This is a genomic window from Methylobacter svalbardensis (genome assembly GCF_037671525.1).
GTDB classification, from domain to species: Bacteria; Pseudomonadota; Gammaproteobacteria; order Methylococcales; family Methylomonadaceae; genus Methylobacter_A; species Methylobacter_A svalbardensis.
In genome coordinates, this window is the sequence record NZ_JAWPOH010000022.1 from 18545 (window position 1) to 41460 (window position 22916).

Here is a 22916-nt window from a genome sequence, read left to right on the forward strand (position 1 = left end):
GGCTCAAGGCGAAAGCCTGTTTTTTTGCCTTTCGCCTTGAGGCCTTCGCCTGCTTTACTATTTACAACCGCCGCCTGAACAGCCGCCGGAGGATGGTGCGGAACTCGGACTACTCGCCTCGCCCGCTATATTTTTTTTGGTGCCGCTCTTAAAATCAGTTTCGTACCAACCGCTGCCTTTTAATCGGAATCCCGCCGCAGAAATCTTCTTCATTAATTCCGGCTTGCTACAGGCCGGGCAGGTAATGAGAGGCTCGGCGCTGAGTTTTTGTAGCGCTTCGTGCTCATGACCGCATGATTGACATTGGTACTCGTATATTGGCATTTACCGCTCCGATAACAAAAAATAATAGCTACGATAAGTGCTATGTTTAGTTTTTCAAGACACTTACTATAAAATAACCGCCTATTTTACAGAATTTACCTTCAATAATGAAAACAATAACCATCACCAAACCGGATGACCTGCATTTACACGTCAGAAACGGGGCCGTTTTAAAAACCGTTCTGCCGCATACCGCCAGGCAATTTGCCCGCGCGATCATCATGCCCAACCTCAAGCCGCCGGTAACTACGGTCGCTCAGGCCTTGACTTATCGGGAAGAAATTCTGCAAGCCATTCCTGCCGAACTGGATTTTGCACCGCTGATGACGCTGTATCTGACCGGTTCGACGACCGAGGCTGAAATAAAAAAAGCCGCCGAATCCGAACATATCCATGCCTTTAAACTTTATCCGGCAGGTGCGACCACCAATTCCGATTCCGGCGTTGCTGACATCAAGGCGATTTATCCGTTATTGGCGACCATGGAGCGACTGGACATCCCGCTGCTGATTCATGGCGAAGTCACCGATGACGCTTGCGATATTTTTGACCGGGAACGAATATTTATCGACACCTATCTTACCGGCATCGCCGCTAATTTCCCCGGTTTGCGCATCGTGCTTGAGCATGTAACCACTGCTGAAGCCGTGCAGTTTGTACAAGCATCCAGCACAAATGTTGCTGCGACCATTACCCCCCAACATTTACTGTTTAACCGCAATGCGCTTCTGGCGGGCGGCATCAGACCGCACTATTACTGCCTGCCGATTATCAAGCGCGAGTCTCATCGTTTGGCATTGGTCGAGGCCGCGACCAGCGGCAATCCAAAATTTTTTCTGGGCACAGACAGTGCGCCGCATCTGACTTCATTAAAGGAAACCGCCTGCGGTTGCGCCGGCTGCTACAGCGCTCATGCAGCTTTGGAGCTATACGCGGAAGCATTTGAGCGGGCGGACGCCTTGGACAAACTGGAAGGCTTCGCCAGTTTTTACGGTGCTGATTTTTACCATTTGCCCAGGAACTCAGGCACGATCACGCTGGAAAAAACCGCCTGGAAAGTGCCGTCTGCTTATGGAGAAGATGATCTGTCCATCACGCCGCTCAAGGCCAACGAAGAGTTGTGCTGGAAATTGGCTAAAGGCTAAAAATACAAGATCTTTTCGCCCTTCGCCTGATTTTTAATACGGTTTAACCGGAGCCAAATTATCTTCATTAAAGTCCTCATCAAGATCCAGCAGATCCACTCCTTCCGGCAAATTGCCATCGTGAATCAGATATTCACGCTGCTGAAAATAAGCACTTTTAAAAAACGCATACCGGTCTACAGCCGCTTCCGAAGCAATTTTTTCGGTATCCAGATTGTCTGCCCGTAAGTCAGCGGCATTCAACGCAAACAGACTGCCGGTGATAATGCCACTATCAATATAGCTAATAGGATTCATCGCCGCATCGCCGACCAGACCACCCACGCCACGAGGAGAACTGGGGCCAAAAAACGGCAACACCAGATAAGGACCGGTCGGCACCCCCCAAACGCCCAGGGTTTGATCGAAATCTTCATTATGTTTGGGCAAATCAATCATCGCCGCGACATCGACAAAACCGGCAACACCGGCGATGGTATTGACGATAAAGCGCGAGCCATCCATACCGGTTTGCTCTATTTTACACTGTAACAGGTCATTAATGGTCACACCTATATCTCTAATATTACCAAAAAAATTAGTCACTCCCTGATCAACAAACGATGGCGTTATCCAGCGATAACCTTTAGCAACCGGCTTCATTGCATAATCGTCAAGATTGTCATTAAACGATTGCACGCCCCTATTCCATTCTTCGTATGGATCTTTAGGGTCATTGGCAACAGTCGCGCATCCTCCCAACGCACTCAATAAAACAAGAAATCCAAGCGGGGTCATTAATTTTTTCTGTTGCATTACATTCTCTCTACTTTTGCTATTATTTTTTATAATTGAGTAAACTTTCGCGTAACATATCATAAATTACCGCATTTATTCCCCCATCATTTCAGCACTTCTTGGCAAACATTAAAAAATGGATACACCTGTAACTCCCTTAGACAAACGCTTCCGCGGTTACCTCCCGGTAGTCGTCGACATAGAAACAGCCGGATTTAATCCCAAAAAAAATGCATTGCTGGAAATTGCGGCCGTCATCGTTGAATTTGACGGTAACGGTGATCTGGAAATTACTGAACGTTATACCACACACGTTATTCCCTTTAAAAACTCCGAACTCGATGCTGCCGCACTTAAGTTTAACGGCATAGACCCGCACCACCCATTTCGCATGGCGATCGACGAAAAAGAGGCACTGCACATGCTGTTTAAACCGATTAAAGATGCCGTCAAGCGTAACAACTGTACTCGGGCAATTCTGGTCGGACACAACCCGGCTTTCGACATCGGCTTCTTAAATGCAGCCATTCAAAGAACCCAAATAAAACGCAGTCCTTTTCATCCGTTCAGTACTTTCGATACCGCGACACTGGGGGGATTGGCTTATCAACAGACCGTGTTGGCAAAAATCGCCCAAACGGCAGGATTAGACTGGGATAACGAAAAAGCACATGCAGCGCTCTATGACGCGGAAAAGACAGCAGAATTATTCTGTATGATAGTCAATCGATGGAAACAGCTGGAGTCGATTGCTAGTTGATGACAAAAACAAGCGCACGAATGACACGGATTTTTCCATAACAATCCACATCATCCGCGCGCCAGACCTTATTCCGCTACAGCACCGGCCTCAGCCAGCATTTTTGCAAGCTCGCCCTGTTGATACAGACCGATAACAATATCGCAGCCGCCGACCAACTCGCCGCCGATATAAAGCTGCGGATAGGTCGGCCAGTTTGAATATTCTTTCAATGCCTCGCGAAGTTCAGGATCCTCAAAAATATTAACGTGCTTATATTTAGCATGACAGGCCGCTAATATTTGAACTGTCTGGCCGGAAAAGCCGCATTGAGGAAAATCCGGCGACCCTTTCATATATAAAACAACCTGATTATTTTCAAGTTGATCTTTAATTCTTTCAATAACGCTCATGATGATTCACCCGATTAATAATAAACCTAGTAATTTTATCAACTTTATATTTATTAAAAAAGGAAATCTTTCAATCCAACACCCCGGCCCTCACTTCCCATAATATTGGCTGGGCATCTAATAGGTTCAGTTTGTTTTGGCTCAGAGCCCAAGCAGAGAACGCAAAACACATTAACTTTAGTCTGCAATGGCTTTTAACAGCTTTGACAACAGCGACAAAGCGTATATATTCCTTCTAACATCAATGAATTAATTAGCCGACAGTCATTACCACTAAGCTCATCTCTAGAAGAATGAGGTTTCTTTTGCAACTTATTTTATGTTCCATGTTTAGCTTAGCCGCACAAGTCATCTTGGGGCTGCTGTATGCCAATGCCGGCGAATGGCTGATGCATAAATACATACTGCACGCGTTGGGTCAAAATCGGCAGAGTTTCTGGGCCTATCATTGGCATGAACACCATGCGGTTTGCACCAAAAACGCGATGCTCGATCCGGGCTATCGATCTTTGACGTTAACGACATGGAACGCCCAAACCAAGGAATTGGCGGTGTTAGCAGGCATTGTACTGCTGCATCTGCCGTTGTTTCCACTCTTCCCCCTGTTTACCGGCGCGGTGTATGCATCGTTAATGCTTTATTACTACAAACATCGCAAGGCTCATCTAAATCCTGCCTGGGCTAAGCAACACTTATGCTGGCATTACGATCACCATCTTGGTGGCAACTGCGCCGCGAACTGGTGTGTGACTTGGCCCTGGTTCGACTACCTGATGGGAACCCGCATTAAAAACAAAAAGCTTGGACAGTTGCCATGAATAACAAATTTGTCTCAATGACTTAACTGATGTTACGCAGCCCTCAATTTTTTGCAATTCAGCATAAGCTATTTGCTTCACTTAATGAAAAGTTTGGCCATTGACAGTAACGCAAAATGATTGGTTTTATGTTTTATCTTCAAACACAGAGTAATGGGTTAAATCTGTAGTTTGTTGCATGTTTATCCGGTTTACGCACACACGAACTACAGGTAGTATGTTGATTGTCTACGCACCGCTTCCACCAAGGCTGAGCTATATGCCAGCGAACGCGGTCTCACTACATTTAGTAGCTGTGCGTGACAGCCGGATAAGCACGCTACGAACTTGGAGCAAACGGTTGGCAAGGAAAACCATCTGTTTTCCAAGTCAGCTTTGATGCATGATACCGTCATTGGACTGCTTGTCAATAAGGTAGAGTTTGGCGTCGATATTCATGCCAAGTTACAGGTTTGACCCACTACCGGAATACTTATCGCCACTAGCTTAAAAGCTAAGTGGCTTTGATAGCTCAATGCTTGTTCACGTTTTTAAATTGATAAATAACGCATCAACCTAGAAAAATCATTTGATCCACGAAAAACACAAAAAGCACGAAAATATTCAAAGAGATACCAAGTTGTAGCTCGTCACCCAAAGGATGAATGACTGCGTAATACAACATACTGATTTCTTTCGTGTCTTTCATGCTTTTCGCGGACTAACTGCGGTTTTTAGGATCAAGATTACCGACCTCTCAATGAGCCGTATTGGCCGTTGCCTGATCTACAAGATTGTATAAGTCATTAGTCGGAAAATGGTAGTCCTTCGGAATGACGGTGATACCGGATTCCGAGACAGTGAAGCGGACTGCATCGGCGGTGACGTCAAAGCCAATCCGCTCGCCAGGCGGTATCTGCACGTTTTTGTCGACGATGCAGCGTTTTAACTGGGCACCCGTTCCGACATGTACCCCGTCAAACAAGATTGAATCTTCGACTACGGCAGTTTCATCGACCTGGACTTGGGAGAACAGGATCGAATGCCTGACCGTACCGCCGGAGACAACCGTCCCGCTGCCGAGTAGAGAATTGACCAGTTGCCCTTCGTGTCCGAGAGCTCCGGGGGCCATCCGAGCCGGCGGGTTTTGTCCATGGTAGGTGCGGATGGGCCAGTCGGACTGATACAGGTTCAGCGGCGGAACCTGAGCCAGTAGATCCATGTTCGCCGTGTAATACGAATCTATCGTACCGACATCGCGCCAGTATTGATCCGGGGTGACGCGTCCAGTTTTTCCGCCGAACCGGTATGCGCATACACAATATGTTTCGATCAGACGCGGAATGATGTCCTTGCCGAAATCATGGCTTGATGCGGCGAAATCGGAGTCGGCTTGCAATTCGCGACAGATCAGATCCATGTTGAAAATGTAGATACCCATTGATGCCAGTGCAAGGTGTGGTTCGTCAGGCATGGGCTTGGGATTTTTCGGCTTTTCGTGGAACTCGCGAATTCGATAAGCGTCATCCACTGACATGATACCAAAAGAGCTGGCACTGGCGAGCGGCACCGGCATGCAGGCAATCGTCAGCTCCGCTCCCTGGTCACGGTGAAACTGAAGCATGGCGGCATAATCCATCCGATAGATATGGTCTCCCGACAAAATCAGCACGGTGTTGGCATTGCTGCGCTCAAGCAGGTACAGATTTTGGCGGATGGCATCGGCTGTGCCGGAATACCAGGATTCACCGGTTCGCATCTGTGGCGGCACCGGAGTGATGTATTTGGAAATTTCCGGGTTGAAGATGGACCAGCCATCGCGCAGATGCTTTTGCAATGAGTGCGACTTGTATTGGGTCAGCACCAGCACACGTCGCAACCCGGAGTGGAGACAGTTGGTCAGCGTAAAGTCGATGATTCGGTAATTACCGCCGAATGGCACCGCCGGCTTGGCCCGGTCGGCCGTCAGTGGATGCAGCCGCGAACCCACACCGCCGGCAAGAATGATAGTTATGGTTTTATCGAGCATCAGTCACCTCGTCAATTCGATCGATAAGCATCAGGCTTTCCTGCTGGATTGAGGCAGCCCGGTCGATTCATTTACCGCGACAAATAAAGAATTAGCATTATTTATGCCAATAATTGACTGTAAAACTCGGTTATTGCTAGCCCATGGCGGCCGTGCTCTTGTAACAATGACTCAAAAATCGCAAGCCTGGCTATTTTGAAAAATTGAACCAAAGTAGTGTCTTCGACTGTCACTCTGCATTAGAGCGGTGCGCCCTGATGCTATCAGCGTAGGTTTTCGCGTCAGCAAACCGCAATTTGACACACAATATCCAAAATATTGGACCATAAAAAACCGCTTGAAAAAGTCCGGGCGATAGTCAGATCATCCCGACATATGGTGGATTGCTAGCGCGAATACGCCGTCCAGTGCAGCATCTTGTTGGGCTAAATACCGAGGTACTTCTTCTGAACCACATCAGGGATCGCAAAACTCACGAAACGAATCAGTATTACGCATGCTGCCAAAGTTAAGGTGGTGTTGATAAAAATAAAAAGGGGCTGGGCGGAATAGACGAATGGAATGGTTTTCAGGATAGATCCAGTTAGTGGAAGAAATAGAAGGTGCGTTAGGTAGATTGGATATGAATTCTTGCCTAGCCACACAACATATGTATTATTGGTACTCACTTGGCCTTTTTTAAAATATGACACCGCAAACATAAAAAGCGATATAGAAGCCATGAAACTAGAAAATTTAATTTGAGAAGCGCCGAATGAAAAGAAGCCTTGATGCGCAAGATACACACCTTCAATCACCGCAGCGATAGTAAATAACAAGAATAAAGAAAACATTGTCCGCGAGCGATATGAAAGCGCATCGTTGTCAGCAGAGTTCAGCTGAGCAACATAAATACCGAGATGATAAAACGGATACCATACGAAAAAAGGAAGTGCATTCATTGGAAATTGTGCCCATGTACTTTCTGCTTGATTTATCCTAATTTCGTACGTTATAAACATTGATCCAGCAAAGATCGCCGCCATTATCAAGATATGCTGCCAATCCTTCTTTATCTTTAAAATAAATGGCGTGATAAAAATAAATTGAGCCAGTACAACAATAAAATACCCAATGCCAATTCCTGTTCCGAGAAATATGTCTTTAGATAGTGCGCCTGGTGAAAAGAAATCTGAAGGGTGCTTCAGAAGAACAAAAATCACCGTCCAGAATAAATATGGCGGTAGGACATGCCCAAGCCGACTATGATAATAATGCAGGCTAAAGCTCGTTGAACCGCGGGCGGCAAAGAAGCCGGCCAATGCAAGAAATAGCGGCACGGCGAAATTGATGATCTGGCGAAAAACCAAGCCGAAATACCAATTGAAAGACTCGGCGGGAAACTTGCCTGACTCTCCGGTGGCATGAATTGCCACAACAGCTAGTATGGCGACGCCTTTCCAGGCATCCCAATAATTAGAACGCATATTGCTCCCTGTTTTCTTGTGCCCGACGTGATATACACGACATCGATTGTCTTATAAAAAACCCGATTTGTCGTAAATTTTTCATGAGCCAATCTAAATTATTGTTTATATTGGATTAATTGTAAGCTAGTTGAGCGTCACGCACAAACAAAAACGACACTCGTTTTTTAAAATGCCGCATTTCGAACTTACTTGTGATCTCTATTCCACCCCTGCACTACATCATTTAAATGCCCATAAGCCGGTAACGTTTCCAGTCGCTTATTTTCCAGTAGTTTACCTACCGGAAAATGATAAAGACTTTGGAGTTTATCGTCCTTGAACCCTAAAAGCTCATGCACGCTGTCATCAAAGTAACAGCCGAGCCTACGTATGCTCGGCGCTTCCGCTTCCAGATACGGCACGTGGCTTTACCGCCGCTTGTTCTGGGAATTGCTCCGGCATTATGGCCCGGTAAAAAGGTTACAGGAATTTGATGTATCCACTCTATGGATCAGGGTGTCAGGCGTTTTATCAAAGACCCGAAGCTGGTCGATGTGCTGAATTACCACCCTGAGGACCACCGAAGGCAATAATTGCTAGGTCATTTTTCGTGGCTAAACCGGATGATTCCCCTTTTAACTTTCGCGAAGAATCCTGGCACGCCTGTTTTTGGCTGGCTTTCATAATGTGGTTGTTCCGGACAACTTCCGCTCAGACATCACCAAGACGCACCATTATGAGTCTGAGCTTAAGCCAACTTGTCTGGAGATGGCAACTCATATGCTATGACTATCGTGCCGGCGCGCGCAAACAAAATAACACACGTTCAGACGCGTAGTACTTTCATCCAATAAGTATTTCCACTGATTGTACAAATGATTTGTTTCTTTTATTATAAATCTGATTCCAGCGGTTTTTTTGGTTGATGTATTAAAGTTCAATATTCACCGTTCATTAATTCAAATATAGCGCAACTACTAAGTGAGATAAAAATTATCTTAAATCAATAAGTTATAAAATATGTTTATTCCATGACAATGACGTCTGTTTTTTATAGCTATTTGATTTTAAATAATTACTTAATTAAGATACAGCTACGCTCATGATAATAATCATTAGGAATGAAAATGAAAATAAATGAACATTTATTAGTGGAGCCAGGGGCATCTCCCATCTCACCCAATAATTCAAGTCACTATCGGGTTACTTCTGGTGAAATTTTTTATGACCCTTATTTTCTCAAGCAGTTGCGCCTTGAGACACTCCGGGCGCAACGGTCTAAATCCACATTATCAATTATATTGCTAACCCTTAATGACGAGACTGATGTCGAATCCATTAATATGAATGAGATTTTAGGTGTTGTTCGGGAAAAAACACGAGACACCGACATTAGCGGCTTCGTTAACCATAAATCCCTATGCGTGCTTCTCCCCGATACAGACGAGACAGGAGCGAAAGAAATTTGCGCAAAATTAGTTAATGAAACGTCACAATTTTCTATTACTACCTCAAGTTATCCCGATCATATATTTGAAAGCCTGGCAAAAAACGGATGCGTTCGACCCGATGCTTTCCCTTTCGAACTGTGGGATTCAGGAGATGCACCGGATGCTTCATCGTTTAAATTTTTATTAAAAAGAGGTGTTGATATCGTAGGCTCGATTATTGGCATACTTGCTTTTATGCCTGTCATGTTAATTACCGCATTGGCTATCAAAGCAACTTCGCCGGGGCCTGTCATTTTCAGTCAAACCCGCCTGGGCAAGCAAGGCACCCCTTTCACATTCTACAAATTCCGATCCATGCATGTGAATATGGATAATCAAATACACCGTGAATACGTCCAAGACTTTATCAGCGGTAATCACGCAAAAACCAATCAAGGGGACGCGGAAAAACCACTCTATAAAATTAAGTCTGATCCCAGAATAACCAGGGTTGGCAAATTCATTCGAAAAACCAGTATTGATGAGCTGCCGCAGTTTTTTAATGTGTTAAAGGGAGACATGAGCCTGGTTGGACCGAGGCCCCCCCTTGCTTACGAAGCAGAGAAATACCAAGCGTGGCATCTCAGGCGAATACTGGAGATGAAGCCGGGGATCACCGGACTCTGGCAGGTAGAAGGACGCAGTAAAACAGAATGGAATGACTCGGTGAGGCTCGATATTCGCTACATCCAGAACTGGTCTCTACTCTATGACTTAAAGATATTACTCAGAACGGTCAAGGAAGTTTTAAGGTGCAGAGGCGCCATGTAATGCATAAAGCAACAAATCCGGTCAGGACCTTAGGCTATAGGCTTAAGGATGGCATTAAATTATAACATTTTCGGTTGAATTGCATCAGATAATCCTCAGGACGTTTGGTTTGTCTAAAAGTATTCAACGGCTAAATCTGAAGCATGGTCGAGCCAGTGATCGTCATGTTTTCAGAGACTTAATTGTATAGGAGCAAGCATGTGATTAAGCTAAAGATAAAATATCAATACCTGACGGGTCTCGTACTTATCATTCTGACTTTGATTGCTTTTGTTCAAACTATCGGTACTGCGGGATTTGTTAGCGCTGCAAGTGCCAATCAAGTGCTCAACGTTTCCTCGGTGAAACTCCCCAGTGAGGGACTCGACCCCGTTGCGTTCAGTCCGGATGGAAAAACATTAGCCAGTATGGACTCCGACGGGCAAATCATGTTATGGGATGTAGCCTCCGGCCAGGTACGGGTGACGCTTCCAAGCCAGTTTGCAACCTTGATTAGCAGCATTGTTTTTAGTCCGGACGGCAAGACACTAGCTAGCGTAAGCGAAAACTCAATTCGATTATGGGACGCCGCCTCCGGCGACGCCAGCTTAACCCTTCCCGAGAGTGGCCTTGTCACCGCTCTGGCATTTAGTCCGGACGGCAAGACCTTGGCTGCTGTAGGCCAGAATGCCCACATCACGCTCTGGAATTCGCAATCCGGTTCTATAACTCAGGTCATAACCGCTCATCAAGGTGACGTTAATGCCATCGCATTTAGTCCGGACAGTACGATCCTGGCCATCGGCGGTCAGGATGCACAGATTAACCTCTGGAGTAAGGCATCAGGCCTGAAACAGGTAAACCTGCCCGGCATGGTTAATACCTCTGTCACCGATCTGCTATTTAGCCCGGACGGCAAGACCTTGGCTGCTGTAGGCCAGAATGCCCGCATCACGCTCTGGGATTCGCAATCCGGTTCTACAACTCAGATTTTAACCGGCCATCAAAATGGCGTTAATGCAATTGCATTTAGCCCGGACAGTAAAACTCTGGCGACCGGCGGTCAGGATGCTCAGATTAAACTATGGAATAGAACAACAGGCATGGAACAGGTGAGCCTACCAGGAGAGAGTGGTGTCGCTATTACCGATCTGGTATTTAATCCGGACGGCAAGACCTTGGCCAGCGTGAGTGAGAGCGAGCCGGTTTTTTTGTGGGATATGACCAATAAGTTTAAGTTACCCCGACTTTTGACAGGACATAGTGATTGGGTGAACAAGGTCATTTTCAGTTCCGATCAGAAGACCTTGGCCAGCGTGGGCAAAACCGGACAGGTCATCGTATGGGACTTAATGACCGGACTGGAGCAGTTGTTTTTTCTAATTCCCTCGTCAAGCGCCGCCAACTTAACCCCGCAAGGGTTCGTTTCCGGCAACTTAATCACCAATACAGCGATGGCTGGCGTAGCGGGATCGATGTTGACCAATGGGAATAGCCAAGCCGTTAAAGTGACTGCTATTAGCCAGAGTGCTAAGAACGCCAACAAGAAGAAAAGCAACCACGATTGGAAGGGAGTTACGGCACTCGCCGTTAGTCCGGATGGAGCGCTCTATGGCGGTGCGACCAGGGACGGTAAAGTCAGGCTTTGGTCTTCAAGCGGACAAGAGCGTTTTGCCATTTCAGGACATCATGGCGCAGCTGTAACCGGGGTTGTTTTCAGTGCCGATGGGAAGAACTTAGTGAGTGTAGGCAGAGATACGGAAATCCAAATAAGGAAGGTCGTTAATGGCGAAAAGCTCCAGACTTTATTGGCACATGAACACCCGATCAGGACCGTCGCGGCTAGTGCTGACGGTAAGTTCCTTGCCAGCGCCGGCGAAGAAACGAGAATCATGTTGTGGGATGCGCAGGCCGGCAAGCTACTCAGAATCCTTTCAGGCCATATTGATTTCGTGAACGCCGTCAGTTTCAGCGCCGATGGAACACAGTTGGCTAGCGCGGGCGCCGATGGTCGTATCCTGCTGTGGGATGTAAAAACAGGGCAGCTTGTTAAAACGCTACTCGGTCACTCGGACGAGGTCAATGCGGTTGCTTTTAGCAAAAACGGCAAGTTCCTGGCTAGCGGAAGCGCTGATAGCGTGGTGATTTTGTGGGATGCCGCAACCGGTGAGCAAATACAGAGCTTTGCGGAACACCAGGCTTCCATTAGAGCCGTTGCTTTCAGTCCGAATGGACAAAAATTGGTCAGTGCGGGCGAAGACACCCGGATTTTGGTTTGGGATACGGCGACGCGTAAATTGGACAAGCAAATTGCCGGCGCAACGAATGCCATCAGTGCGCTGATGTTCGGTCCAAGCGGCAACTTGATTTCCGGAAGTGAAGACGGCGAGGTCAAAGAGTGGAATGTTGATAAAGGCCAAATAATAAAGCGTATCAAAACACTTGTACCACAACTATCCGATAATTCCGAAGCGCTCACAGCGACTGTTTCAGTTGAACCGAGCAAATCCCTTCATTTCGGCAGTGCCGACGAGGTTTCCAACTCCCCTGATAAAAAATTAACGAATGTTAATTTAGCTCAAGTCTTGACTCGAGTGTTGGATTGGATCATTCCCTCAGCCGAGGCAGCCATCCCTAACCCGCCGGGTGGGCCGATCCTGATCGTAACCACGGCTTCAGATCCCTTCGGTCAGTATTACGCGGAGATTCTACGGACCGAAGGCTTCAATGAATTTGCCGTAGCCGATATTTCGGCCGTTAACGCGACCACCTTAGCCGCCTACGACGTGGTCATTCTCGCGCGGATGACATTGACACCCGCCCAGGTAACCCTGTTCACCGATTGGGTTACGGCAGGCGGCAACCTGATTGCAATACGACCGGATCTGCAACTCGTCACCTTGCTGGGACTCTCGACCACGGGAACTACCTTGTCGAACGCTTACCTGCTTGTCGATACCTCAAAGGCACCGGGCAATGGTATTGTGAATCAGACCATCCAGTACCATGATCAGGCTGACCGTTATATCCTGAACGGAGCATCCAGTCTCGCTTCTCTTTACAGCAATGCGAGTACGGCCACGACCAACCCCGCTTTGACATTAAGAAGTGTTGGTTCCAATGGCGGTCAGGCGGCAGCATTTGCCTATGACCTGGCGAAATCCATTGTCTATACGCGCCAGGGCAATCCTGCCTGGGCTACGCAGGAGCGCGACGGCTTCACACCGATCCGCTCCGATGACAAGTTCTTCGGCAATGCCTCCGGCGATCCGCAGGCTGACTGGATTGATTTCAACAAGATTGCGATTCCACAGGCGGATGAACAGCAGAGACTGCTCACCAACCTGATTCTCGAGATGAACCGCGACAAGAAGCCGTTACCCCGCTTTTGGTATTTTCCACGCGGTAAAAAAGCCGTCGTGATCATGACCGGGGACGATCACGGCAACAATGGCACACAAGGCCGTTTTGATCAGTTTAAATCGATGAGCCCTGCAGGCTGTTCGGTAGCTAACTGGGAATGCGTGCGGGGTACCTCGTATATCTACCCGAATACCCCGCTGACCAATGCACAAGCTGCCGCCTATACCACGGAGGGTTTTGAAGTGGGACTGCATGTCAATACGAACTGCGCAGACTTTACTCCCGCATCTCTCAGGACTTTCTATACCCAGCAGATTGGAGATTTCAGAACCAAGTATTCGAGCATACCGGCTCCCATCACTCAGCGACACCATTGTATAGCCTGGAGCGACTGGGTCACCGGTGCGATCGTACAGTTAGAAAAAGGAATCCGCTTCGACACCAGCTATTATTTCTGGCCTCCCAGTTGGGTGCTGAATCGTCCGGGATTTTTCAGCGGTTCCGGCATGCCGATGCGATTTGTCAACCTGGACGGTTCCATGATCGATGTCTACCATGCCACCAGCCAGATGACCGACGAATCGGGGCAGGCCTATCCGTTCACCATTGATACATTGCTGGACAGAGCGCTCGGGTCACAAGGTTATTACGGTGCCTATACCATCAATGCCCATACCGATGTGTCACAGATTCCGGAAGCGACCACTACGGTCAATTCGGCCTTGGCCCGCGGCGTGCCGATCGTTTCCAGCAAGCAGATGCTGGACTGGCTGGACGGCCGCAACAACTCATCATTCGGAACGCTGGCCTGGGACGGCAATAGCCTGAGTTTCACGGTCGCGACCGTCGCAGGAGTCAACGGACTACAAGCCATGCTGCCGGCAAACTCCGCCACGGGCGTCATCCTTGGCCTCACCGGGCCAAGCGGCGCTGTTGCCTATACGATCGATACCATCAAAGGCATTCCGTATGCCTTTTTCGCGGCGGCTGCGGGAACCTACACCGCGACTTACGGCGCAGACACGACGCCGCCGACGGTAACTTCAACCTCTCCCGTAAGCGGCGCTACCGGCGTGGTTCAACAACCGACCGTCACGGCCACCTTTAGCGAGCCGATCGATCCGACGACAGTCACTACGTCCAACGTTCAATTGCAGGCCGGAAGCAACCCGCCGGTGTCCGCTACTGTCAGCTACGATGCCGGCACACGCACTGCGAAACTGACACCCAGCACCTTGCTGGCTGGTTCGACGCTCTATACCGCCAGGATTCTGACCGGCATCAAGGATTCGGCCGGCAATGCCCTGGCTGCCCCTTACGCCTGGTCCTTCACGACACAGGCTCAACCATGTGCATCTGCGCCTTGCAGCGCCTGGACCAGTTCTACCGTCCCAGGCACTCCGTCAGTAAATGATCCGAATGCCGTCGAATTGGGCGTCAAATTCACCGTCGACCTCGATGGCTTCATCGCCGGCATCCGGTTCTACAAGGGCAGCACTAACACCGGCACCCATGTGGGACATTTATGGACCAGCACTGGGCAGCAATTAGCGACAGCGAACTTCAGCAGCGAGACCGCCACAGGTTGGCAACAGGTGGATTTTAGTACACCGGTGCCCGTCACTGCAGGTACCGTGTACGTTGCTTCGTACTATGCGCCTAACGGCAATTACGCCGCAACAAACAGTCCGGAATTTGGTACGTCGGGGGTTGATGCCGTCCCTGTACATTTGCTGAAAAGCGGTGTGAGCGGTCCAAACGGCGTGTACCTATATGGCGTCGGAGGCGGTTTTCCCTCGAACAGTTTCAATTCCACGAACTACTGGGTGGACGTAGTGTTTGCGACCAGCACCGGTCCCGACACAACGCCTCCGACGGTGACAGCCCAGAGCCCTGTGTCCGGGGCCAGCAGCGTCGCAACAAGCACAAGCGTTACCGCGACATTTAGCGAGGCGATGGATACGACCACGATGACTACCTCGACCTTCGAATTGCGCAATGCCTCTAATAGCCTTGTATCGGCGACGGTCAGCTATAACGCGACCAGCCGCACGGCGACCTTGACTCCCGGCAGTGCGCTTGCGGCCGGCGCAACCTATACGGCCACAGTCAAAGGTGGTGCGACAGACCCGCGTGTCAAGGATTTGGCCGGCAACGCACTGGCTTCCAGCCTTACCTGGTCATTCACGACAGCAACGGGTACAGCGACAGGCTGCTCAGGAAGCACCACCTCCATCTGGCCCAGTAACCCAACGCCGTCGATCATCGCGGATTCAGACACCTCCTCGATCGAACTCGGGGTGAAGTTCAGGTCCAATGTGAATGGCTTGATCTGCGGTGTTCGTTTCTATAAGGGCAGCGCCAATACCGGCACACATATCGGCAAATTGTGGAGCAGCACGGGGCAGTTGCTTACCAGTGCCACGTTCCAGAACGAGACTGCATCCGGTTGGCAGCAGGTGACCTTTGCGACGCCGGTAGCGGTCACAGCCAACGTCACTTACGTGGCCTCCTATCTGGCCCCGATTGGACGGTATTCCGCTAACAGCAACTATTTCACAGCCGGAGTAACCAGCGGGCCGCTATATGCTTTCAATAACGCTGAGAGTGGCGGCAATGGGGTGTACCTGTACGGCGCCGCCGGTGGATTCCCCACGAACGCCTTCCAGTCGAGCAACTATTGGGTGGACGTAGTCTTCACCAGCAACACGGGTCCTGACACGACGACGCCGACCGTCGCATCGACATTGCCCACAGCTGGCGCTACAGGAGTCAACCCGACTGCGCCAGTAACCGCGACTTTTAACGAAGCGATGGACTCGGCGACCCTAAGCACCGCGACCTTTGAGCTGCGCGACCCGGCTAATACTCTTGTGGCCGCGGCGGTGACTTATAACGCGGCCACCAATACGGCAACGTTGACGCCCACCACTTCATTAACGTCATCAATACTTTACACGGCCAAGGTGAAAGGCGGAACGAGCGGCGTCAAAGATCTTGCAGGCAACGCACTTGCGACGGACTTCACGTGGTCGTTCACCACCGGCGTCGACCCCTGTTCGCCCGGAGGCAACCCGATCGTGTGCGAGAACAGTAAGCCAGGCAACCCTTCGAGCGAATGGGACATTTCCGGCGCCGGAGACCTTACCATTCAGGGCTTTGCGACCGATATCAGCGTAAATCGGGGCAGCGCGGTCAACTTCAAGATCAAAACCCCTGCGGCCTATCGTCTCGACATCTACCGCATGGGCTATTACGGCGGGAACGGTGCGAGGAAAGTGGCCACGCTATCTTCTTTGCCGCTTCAAAATCAGCCCGCCTGCCTGACCAACGCCACCGGACTGCTAGACTGCGGTAATTGGACGCAGTCCGCTTCCTGGACGGTGCCCTCCGATGCGACCTCCGGCATTTATTTCGCCAGGGCCGTGCGTTCGGATACTAATGGCGCCAGCCATATCACGTTCGTGGTGCGCGACGACGCCAGCACCTCGCCGCTTCTGTTCCAGACCTCGGATACCACCTGGCAGGCGTACAACAACTACGGCGGCAACAGTTTGTACCAAGGCACCGGCCCAGGCACCGGCGGCGCGTCAACTGGGCGGGCCTACAAGGTCAGTTACAACAGACCTTTCAACACGCGCAACGTGGACAACGGACAAGACTGGGTATTCAACGTCGAGTATCCGATGGTGCGCTGGCTTGAGGCTAACGGTTACAACATCAGTTATTTCACCGGCTTGGACAGCGATCGGCGGGGCAACCTGATTAATAACCATAAAGCGTTCCTCTCGGTCGGCCACGACGAATACTGGTCAGGCGCGCAACGCGCCAACATAGAAGCGGCCCGCGACGCAGGCGTCCACTTGGCATTCTTCAGCGGCAACGAGGTATACTGGAAGACCCGCTGGGAGAACAGTATCGATGCCTCCGGTACGGTCAATCGAACCCTGGTGTGCTACAAAGAGACGCATAATTTCCCCGGCAATCAGGATCCCGCCGATCCACCGATCTGGACCGGCACTTGGCGCGACCCCAGGAATTCGCCACCGGCCGATGGAGGGCGTCCTGAGAATGCGTTGCTCGGCACCATCTTTACGGTCAACGCCGGCGCCACCACCAGCATTACTGTGCCGGAAGCGGACGGCAAGATGCGGTTCTGGCGGAACACGAGCATTGCGAATCTGGCGGTCGGAACCAGCGCCACCTTACCGAACGGAACCCTCGGTTACGAGTGGGATGAGGATCTGGACAACGGTTTCCGACCTGCCGGTTTGGTTCGGCTTTCGACGACCATTGTCAATAACGCACCGGTCCTGACCGACTACGGTTCCACCTTCGGTTCAGGTATCGCGAATCATGCCCTGACGCTGTATCGGTCCGACAGCAGCGGAGCGCTCGTTTTCGGAGCAGGCACCGTGCAGTGGCCCTGGGGCTTGGACAGCACCCACGACCGGGCCGGCACGCCAACGGATATTAGGATGCAGCAAGCGACGGTCAACCTGTTCGCCGATATGGACGTACAACCGAATACCTTGCAAGCGGGACTGGTGGCGGCGACGGCGTCTACTGATGCAATACGACCCACTTCGACGATCTCCTCGCCACTGACCGGGGCTAATGTACAACCAGGAAGCGTGGTTACTATCAGCGGAACGGCGACCGATACCGGAGGCGGCCGGGTTGGTGGGGTAGAAGTTTCCGTCGACGGCGGCGCAACGTGGCGCGCAGCGACCGGCCGCAGCAGCTGGACCTACAACTGGTCGACACCAAGCACTCCGGTAACGGCAACGATCAAGAGCCGGGCGGCCGACGACAGCGTCAACCTGGAGCTACCTGGAGCAGGCATTACTGTAAACGTTGGATCGGGATCGGATATAACCCCACCTTCGGTACCGGGTAATCTGACGGCGACGGCGACCAGCATCACGCAGATCAGCCTGACCTGGAGCGCATCGACAGACAATGTCGGGGTGACCGGCTACCGTGTCGAACGCTGCCAGGGAGCCGGGTGTTCCAATTTTGTTCAGATCGCGACGCCGGTCGGCACGAGCTTTGGGGATTCCGGGCTCATTCAGGGGACAACCTACCAGTACCGCGTACGGGCGACCGATGCGGCGGGCAACCTGAGCGCCTATTCGGCCGTGGCTACGGCTACCGCGCAGACCGATACGACACCGCCGACGGTGATGGCCCAGAGCCCTGCTCCGGGCGCAACCGGGGTTGCGACGAGTACGGTCGTAACAGCGGCCTTCAGCGAGGCTATAGATCCGGCGACTGTCACGGCCTCAACTTTCGAGTTGCGGGATGCGGCTAATGCCCTTGTCTCAGCAATGGTCAGCTATAACGGAACCAATAACACGGCGACGTTGACGCCAGGCAGTGCTCTGGCAGCCAGCACAACCTACACAACTACCGTCAAAGGCGGCGCAACCGATCCACGGGTCAAGGATGTGGCCGGCAATGCCCTGGCCGCAAACATCACCTGGTCTTTCACAACTGCGGCAGCTGGAACATCGGCCTGTTCTGGAGCTACCTCGATCTGGTCCAGCAACCCAACGCCATCAATCATTGCGGATTCAGACACTTCCTCGGTCGAGCTCGGCGTAAAGTTCAGGTCCAATGTAAATGGCTTTATCTGCGGTGTTCGTTTCTACAAGGGGAGCGCCAATACCGCTACCCATATCGGCAAGCTGTGGAACAGTACTGGGCTGTTGCTCGCGAGTGCCACGTTCCAGAACGAAACCGCCTCCGGCTGGCAGCAGGTGAGTTTTGCGAGCCCGGTAGCGATCACAGCTAATACGACCTACGTGGCGTCGTATCTGGCTCCAATTGGACGGTATTCGGCTAACAATAACTATTTCACAACAGCGGTAACTAGCGGGTCATTATCTGCATTAAGCAACGCTGAGAGCGGCGGCAATGGCGTGTACCAGTATGGCTCAGGGGGATTCCCCATCAATACTTACCAGTCAAGCAATTACTGGGTAGATATGTTGTTTACTACCAATTAACGATACAGGTAACTACCAATAGTTCAGGTTTGGGCAACAAGTGATTTACAATAAATAGATCAACTCAGCCAACTAAGGGGAACAGAATGATTAAAGAAGATGTGGTTTTGGGCGAAGGGGTTGCCATATACCATCCTCAGCTTGTAAATCTCTACGGTTGCACTATTGGGGAGGATTCCAAAATCGGCACATTCGTTGAGATACAAAAAGGCGTTTCTGTGGGCGCCCGCTGCAAAATATCCAGCCATACTTTTATTTGCGAAGGCGTTGACATCGAGGATGGGGTCTTCGTAGGCCATGGTGTCATGTTTACCAATGACGTTTATCCCAAAGCCGTTAACGCGGAAGGGGATCTGCAAACAGAAGCTGACTGGCAAGTTATCAGAACCCGTGTCAAGGCCCATGCCTCTATCGGCAGCAACGCAACTATTCTTTGCGGCATCACTATTGGCGAAGGGGCTTTGATTGGTGCTGGAGCCGTGGTTACTCGCGATGTGCCCGATTATGCCATTGTCGCCGGCGTCCCTGCCCGAGTCGTTGGCGATGCTCGCATACGGGGAGAGGGGCGTGAGCCAGTGACAAGCTTTGCCTAGGCCCATTGACTGCGGAGGATTATTCGCATCAGCTCGGCCGGAGCTGACTTTTATTTTGATGGTCATCGGAATTTTCCTCAATATTCGGTGATTTACTGTTACTACGCAACATGATCGATTTTTTAGCAATACCGAAAGCAATACAATTGTTTCATTCCAATTAAGGAGAATTATTATGATTAGAATAGGTGTTATTGGATACGGCTACTGGGGGCCCAACTTGGTGAGAAATTTCTCCGAGACACCGGGAATTACAGTTGCCAGTGTGGCTGATCTCGATCCGAAAAAACTTGAAATTGTTCAGAAACGCTATCCCGGGGTAAAAACCACATCGCGTTTCGAGGATCTGCTTGAGAATAAAGACATTGATGCTATCGCGATAGCGACTCCGGTCAATAGTCATTTCGAACTGGGAATGGCAGCTCTCAAGGCCGGTAAACATGTCTGGCTGGAAAAACCGATGACAGAAACCTCGGAGCAGGCACGCAAACTGATTAATGAAGCTGAGAAGCGTAAACTGGTGCTGATCGTCGATCATACCTTCATCTACACGGGGGCGGTGCGCAAGATGGCGGATATGGTTAAATCGAAAGAACTCGGTCAAATTCTTTACTACGATTCCACCCGAATCAATCTCGGTTTGTTCCAGCGTGATGCCAACGTCATCGCCGATTTGGCGGTGCATGACTTCTCAATCCTCGACTATTTACTGGAGGAACAACCGGTGGCGGTGTCCGCCGTCGGCACCAACCACTTTCCCCACACACCGGAAAACCTGGCCTATATTACCCTGTTTTACGACTCAGGAATGATAGCGCATATCAATGTGAGCTGGTTGGCGCCGGTGAAAGTGCGCCAGATTTTGATTGGCGGCAGCAAGAAAATGATCATCTACAACGATCTGGAGCCCAGCGAAAAGATCAAAATTTACGACAAGGGCGTCAATTTCACCGATGACCCGCAGAAGATTTATGAAATGCGGGTCGGCTACCGCACCGGGGACATGTGGGCGCCGCAGTTGGACTCTTCAGAAGCCTTGCGTGTCGAGGGTGAGCATTTTGTCGATTGCATCGAAAACGGCAAGGTGCCGCTGACCAACGGTACTCTGGGACTACGAGTAGTGGAATTAATCGAGGCGGCGACCCGCTCGATGAATGAGCATGGTCGATCCGTTGAAATCAACGGAATACACATACACCAAGGCAGGAGAGTAGCATGATACCGTTTGTCGATTTAAAAGCGCAGTACACGGGGATTAAGGATGAAGTGAACGCCGCCATCCAGGGCGTATTGGAAACCTGCCAGTTTACCTTGGGGAGTGAAGTGGCCGCATTTGAGGAGGAATTCGCCGCCTACAGTCAGGCCCAATACGGAATTGGCGTGAATACCGGAACCAGCGCTTTACACCTTGCCCTGCTCGCGGCCGGAATTGGCCCCGGCGATGAGGTAATTACCGTTCCCTTTACCTTTGTGGCGACCGTAGCGGCAATTTACTATACTGGCGCTACGCCGGTGTTTGTGGACATTGATCCTCGCACCTTCACGATCGATGTGAAAGCGATCGAAGCCGCAATCACTGATAAAACCAAGGCCATCCTTCCCGTACACCTGTATGGGCAACCGGCGGATATGGACCCCATTCTGGATATCGCCAAGCGACATGACTTGGTGGTCATCGAAGACGCGGCTCAAGCTCACGGTGCAGAGTACAAGGGTAGACGCGTAGGCAGCATCGGCGACATGGGCTGCTTCAGTTTTTATCCCGGCAAGAACCTTGGCGCCTATGGTGAAGGCGGCATGGTGGTCTCCAACAACGCCGAATATACCCGTACCATCCGCATGCTTCGCGACTGGGGTGCAGAGCAGAAATACCAGCATGTGCTCAAGGGCTACAACTATCGCCTAGAGGGTATTCAGGGGGCGGTTCTCAGGGTCAAGTTGCGCCACCTGGAAACATGGACCGAAGCACGGCGAGCGGTCGCAGCGCATTATAACGAGCAGTTATCGGGTGGCGGCGTGCCAACGCCGGAGGCAATGCACTACGCTCGGCATGTGTACCATATCTATGCAATCCGTACCCAGCAGCGAAGTGAATGGCAGCAGGCGTTGCAAGCCAAAGGTATCCAGACCGGCATCCATTATCCAATCCCTGTGCATCTCTTGCCGGCCTATGCCGATCTGGGCTATAAAAAGGGGGATTTCCCCCATTCAGAGCAGGCGGCCGATGAAGTGCTATCCCTTCCCATGTTCCCCGAGTTAAGCCGTGCTCAATGCAAAGAAGTCAGTGAGGCCATAACGACGCTCGCGAACCAGGCGACGGTTGAGCTCGCTTAGCAAAAAGGAGACGATGACATGCAAGAAGCGCAGCCACTGTTGATTTTTCCTTATAACGGCAACGGTATCGAGGCATTGGATTGTATTGGAAGCGCCTACCGATTAATTGGTTTTGTGGATGACACTCCGCAGAAGAGAGGGATCGATCCGAACGGATATCCGGTATTGGACAGAGGCGCATTCGCGCAGTTTTCCGATGCGCGCGTCTTGGCTATCCCCGGCAGTCCCAGTTCCTATCGATTTCGAAAAGAAATTATTCAAGGTCTGGGTATTGCAGAGGAACGGTTTGCCAGTGTGATTCATCCCGCTGCCAGGGTGTCCCCCCTTGCTTCGATTGGCTGTAATGTGTTGATCATGGCGGGGGTGGTGATTACGAGCAACGCGCTGATCGGTTCGCACAGTTGTATTCTGCCGAATACGGTGATCCATCATGACGTGGTGGTGGGTGATTGGGTTCTCATCGGCTCCAACGTGACCATTGCAGGCAACACTGTCGTCGAAGAAAACTGTTACATCGGCAGCGGTTCAAGCATCATGAACGGTTTGCGCGTTGGCAGCGGAGCCTTGATTGGTCTCGGTAGCAACGTCATTAGCAGTATTGCGGCCGGTGCCCGGGTTGTGGGTAATCCCGCACACGAGATTGGAAAAAAGTTTTGCTAGCGGCTATCGCCCCACTTTCCTTATGGGGTTAGGCTGAGGGGCA

General features: G+C 50.7%; 15 protein-coding genes and 1 pseudogene. 10 read left to right on the forward strand and 6 right to left on the reverse strand.

Features of this window, described 5'->3' with window-relative positions:
* Positions 1-57: 57 nt before the first annotated feature.
* Positions 58-324, reverse strand: a complete 267-nt coding sequence (locus RW114_RS10470) for an FmdB family zinc ribbon protein (protein WP_340122694.1) — start codon at positions 322-324, stop codon at positions 58-60.
* Between the two features lie 107 nt (positions 325-431).
* Between RW114_RS10470 and pyrC the strand changes: the two genes are divergently transcribed.
* The gene (gene pyrC / locus RW114_RS10475; protein WP_340122695.1) at positions 432-1469 is read left to right on the forward strand and encodes a dihydroorotase; all 1038 of its coding nucleotides are present in this window, start codon (positions 432-434) and stop codon (positions 1467-1469) included.
* 33 nt (positions 1470-1502) lie between these two features.
* On the opposite strand, the gene RW114_RS10480 is transcribed toward pyrC, so the two are convergent.
* A complete protein-coding gene (locus RW114_RS10480; RefSeq protein WP_340122696.1) occupies positions 1503-2264 on the reverse strand; it encodes an MlaA family lipoprotein in 762 nt (253 codons plus the stop codon).
* 118 nt (positions 2265-2382) lie between these two features.
* On the opposite strand from RW114_RS10480, the gene rnt reads away from it, so the two are divergent.
* Positions 2383-3006, forward strand: coding sequence for a ribonuclease T (rnt, locus tag RW114_RS10485; RefSeq protein WP_340122697.1), 624 nt, complete (start codon positions 2383-2385; stop codon positions 3004-3006).
* Positions 3007-3074: 68 nt separating this feature from the next.
* Here the strand turns inward: rnt and grxD are convergent, their stop codons facing one another.
* Complete coding sequence (grxD, locus tag RW114_RS10490; protein WP_340122698.1) at positions 3075-3398, reverse strand: Grx4 family monothiol glutaredoxin; 324 nt, start codon at positions 3396-3398, stop codon at positions 3075-3077.
* A 326-nt stretch (positions 3399-3724) separates the two neighbouring features.
* Here grxD and RW114_RS10495 point away from each other — a divergent pair, with 326 nt between their 5' ends.
* Together RW114_RS10495 and RW114_RS10500 are read left to right on the forward strand one after the other, a co-directional pair.
* Positions 3725-4216 carry a hypothetical protein gene (locus tag RW114_RS10495; protein WP_340122699.1) on the forward strand — a complete coding sequence of 164 codons (492 nt, stop codon included), beginning with the start codon at positions 3725-3727 and terminating at the stop codon, positions 4214-4216.
* A 322-nt stretch (positions 4217-4538) separates the two neighbouring features.
* Positions 4539-4672: pseudogene (locus RW114_RS10500) on the forward strand (IS1 family transposase); the annotation flags it as partial.
* 280 nt (positions 4673-4952) lie between these two features.
* On the opposite strand, the gene glgC reads toward RW114_RS10500, so the two are convergent.
* From glgC to RW114_RS10515, 3 genes are all read right to left on the reverse strand, one after another.
* Positions 4953-6224, reverse strand: a complete 1272-nt coding sequence (gene glgC, locus RW114_RS10505) for a glucose-1-phosphate adenylyltransferase (RefSeq protein ID WP_340122701.1) — start codon at positions 6222-6224, stop codon at positions 4953-4955.
* 425 nt (positions 6225-6649) lie between these two features.
* Positions 6650-7690, reverse strand: a complete 1041-nt coding sequence (locus RW114_RS10510) for an acyltransferase (RefSeq protein WP_340122702.1) — start codon at positions 7688-7690, stop codon at positions 6650-6652.
* 188 nt (positions 7691-7878) lie between these two features.
* Positions 7879-8094: a hypothetical protein gene (locus RW114_RS10515; RefSeq protein WP_340122703.1), complete on the reverse strand. Its 216-nt coding sequence runs from the start codon at positions 8092-8094 to the stop codon at positions 7879-7881.
* 705 nt (positions 8095-8799) lie between these two features.
* Here RW114_RS10515 and RW114_RS10520 point away from each other — a divergent pair.
* From RW114_RS10520 to RW114_RS10545, 6 genes are all read left to right on the forward strand, one after another.
* On the forward strand, positions 8800-9933 hold the full coding sequence (locus RW114_RS10520) for an exopolysaccharide biosynthesis polyprenyl glycosylphosphotransferase (RefSeq protein WP_340122704.1): 1134 nt from the start codon (positions 8800-8802) through the stop codon (positions 9931-9933).
* A gap of 200 nt (positions 9934-10133) precedes the next feature.
* Positions 10134-19286: a DUF4082 domain-containing protein gene (locus RW114_RS10525; protein WP_340122705.1), complete on the forward strand. Its 9153-nt coding sequence runs from the start codon at positions 10134-10136 to the stop codon at positions 19284-19286.
* An 86-nt stretch (positions 19287-19372) separates the two neighbouring features.
* A complete protein-coding gene (locus RW114_RS10530; RefSeq protein WP_340122706.1) occupies positions 19373-19879 on the forward strand; it encodes an acyltransferase in 507 nt (168 codons plus the stop codon).
* Positions 19880-20054: 175 nt separating this feature from the next.
* Positions 20055-21098: a Gfo/Idh/MocA family protein gene (locus tag RW114_RS10535; protein WP_340122707.1), complete on the forward strand. Its 1044-nt coding sequence runs from the start codon at positions 20055-20057 to the stop codon at positions 21096-21098.
* Complete coding sequence (locus RW114_RS10540) at positions 21095-22213, forward strand: DegT/DnrJ/EryC1/StrS family aminotransferase (protein WP_340122708.1); 1119 nt, start codon at positions 21095-21097, stop codon at positions 22211-22213. The genes RW114_RS10535 and RW114_RS10540 overlap by 4 nt, the downstream gene beginning before the upstream one ends.
* A gap of 18 nt (positions 22214-22231) precedes the next feature.
* Positions 22232-22873, forward strand: coding sequence for an LbetaH domain-containing protein (locus RW114_RS10545; protein WP_340122709.1), 642 nt, complete (start codon positions 22232-22234; stop codon positions 22871-22873).
* Positions 22874-22916: the final 43 nt, after the last annotated feature.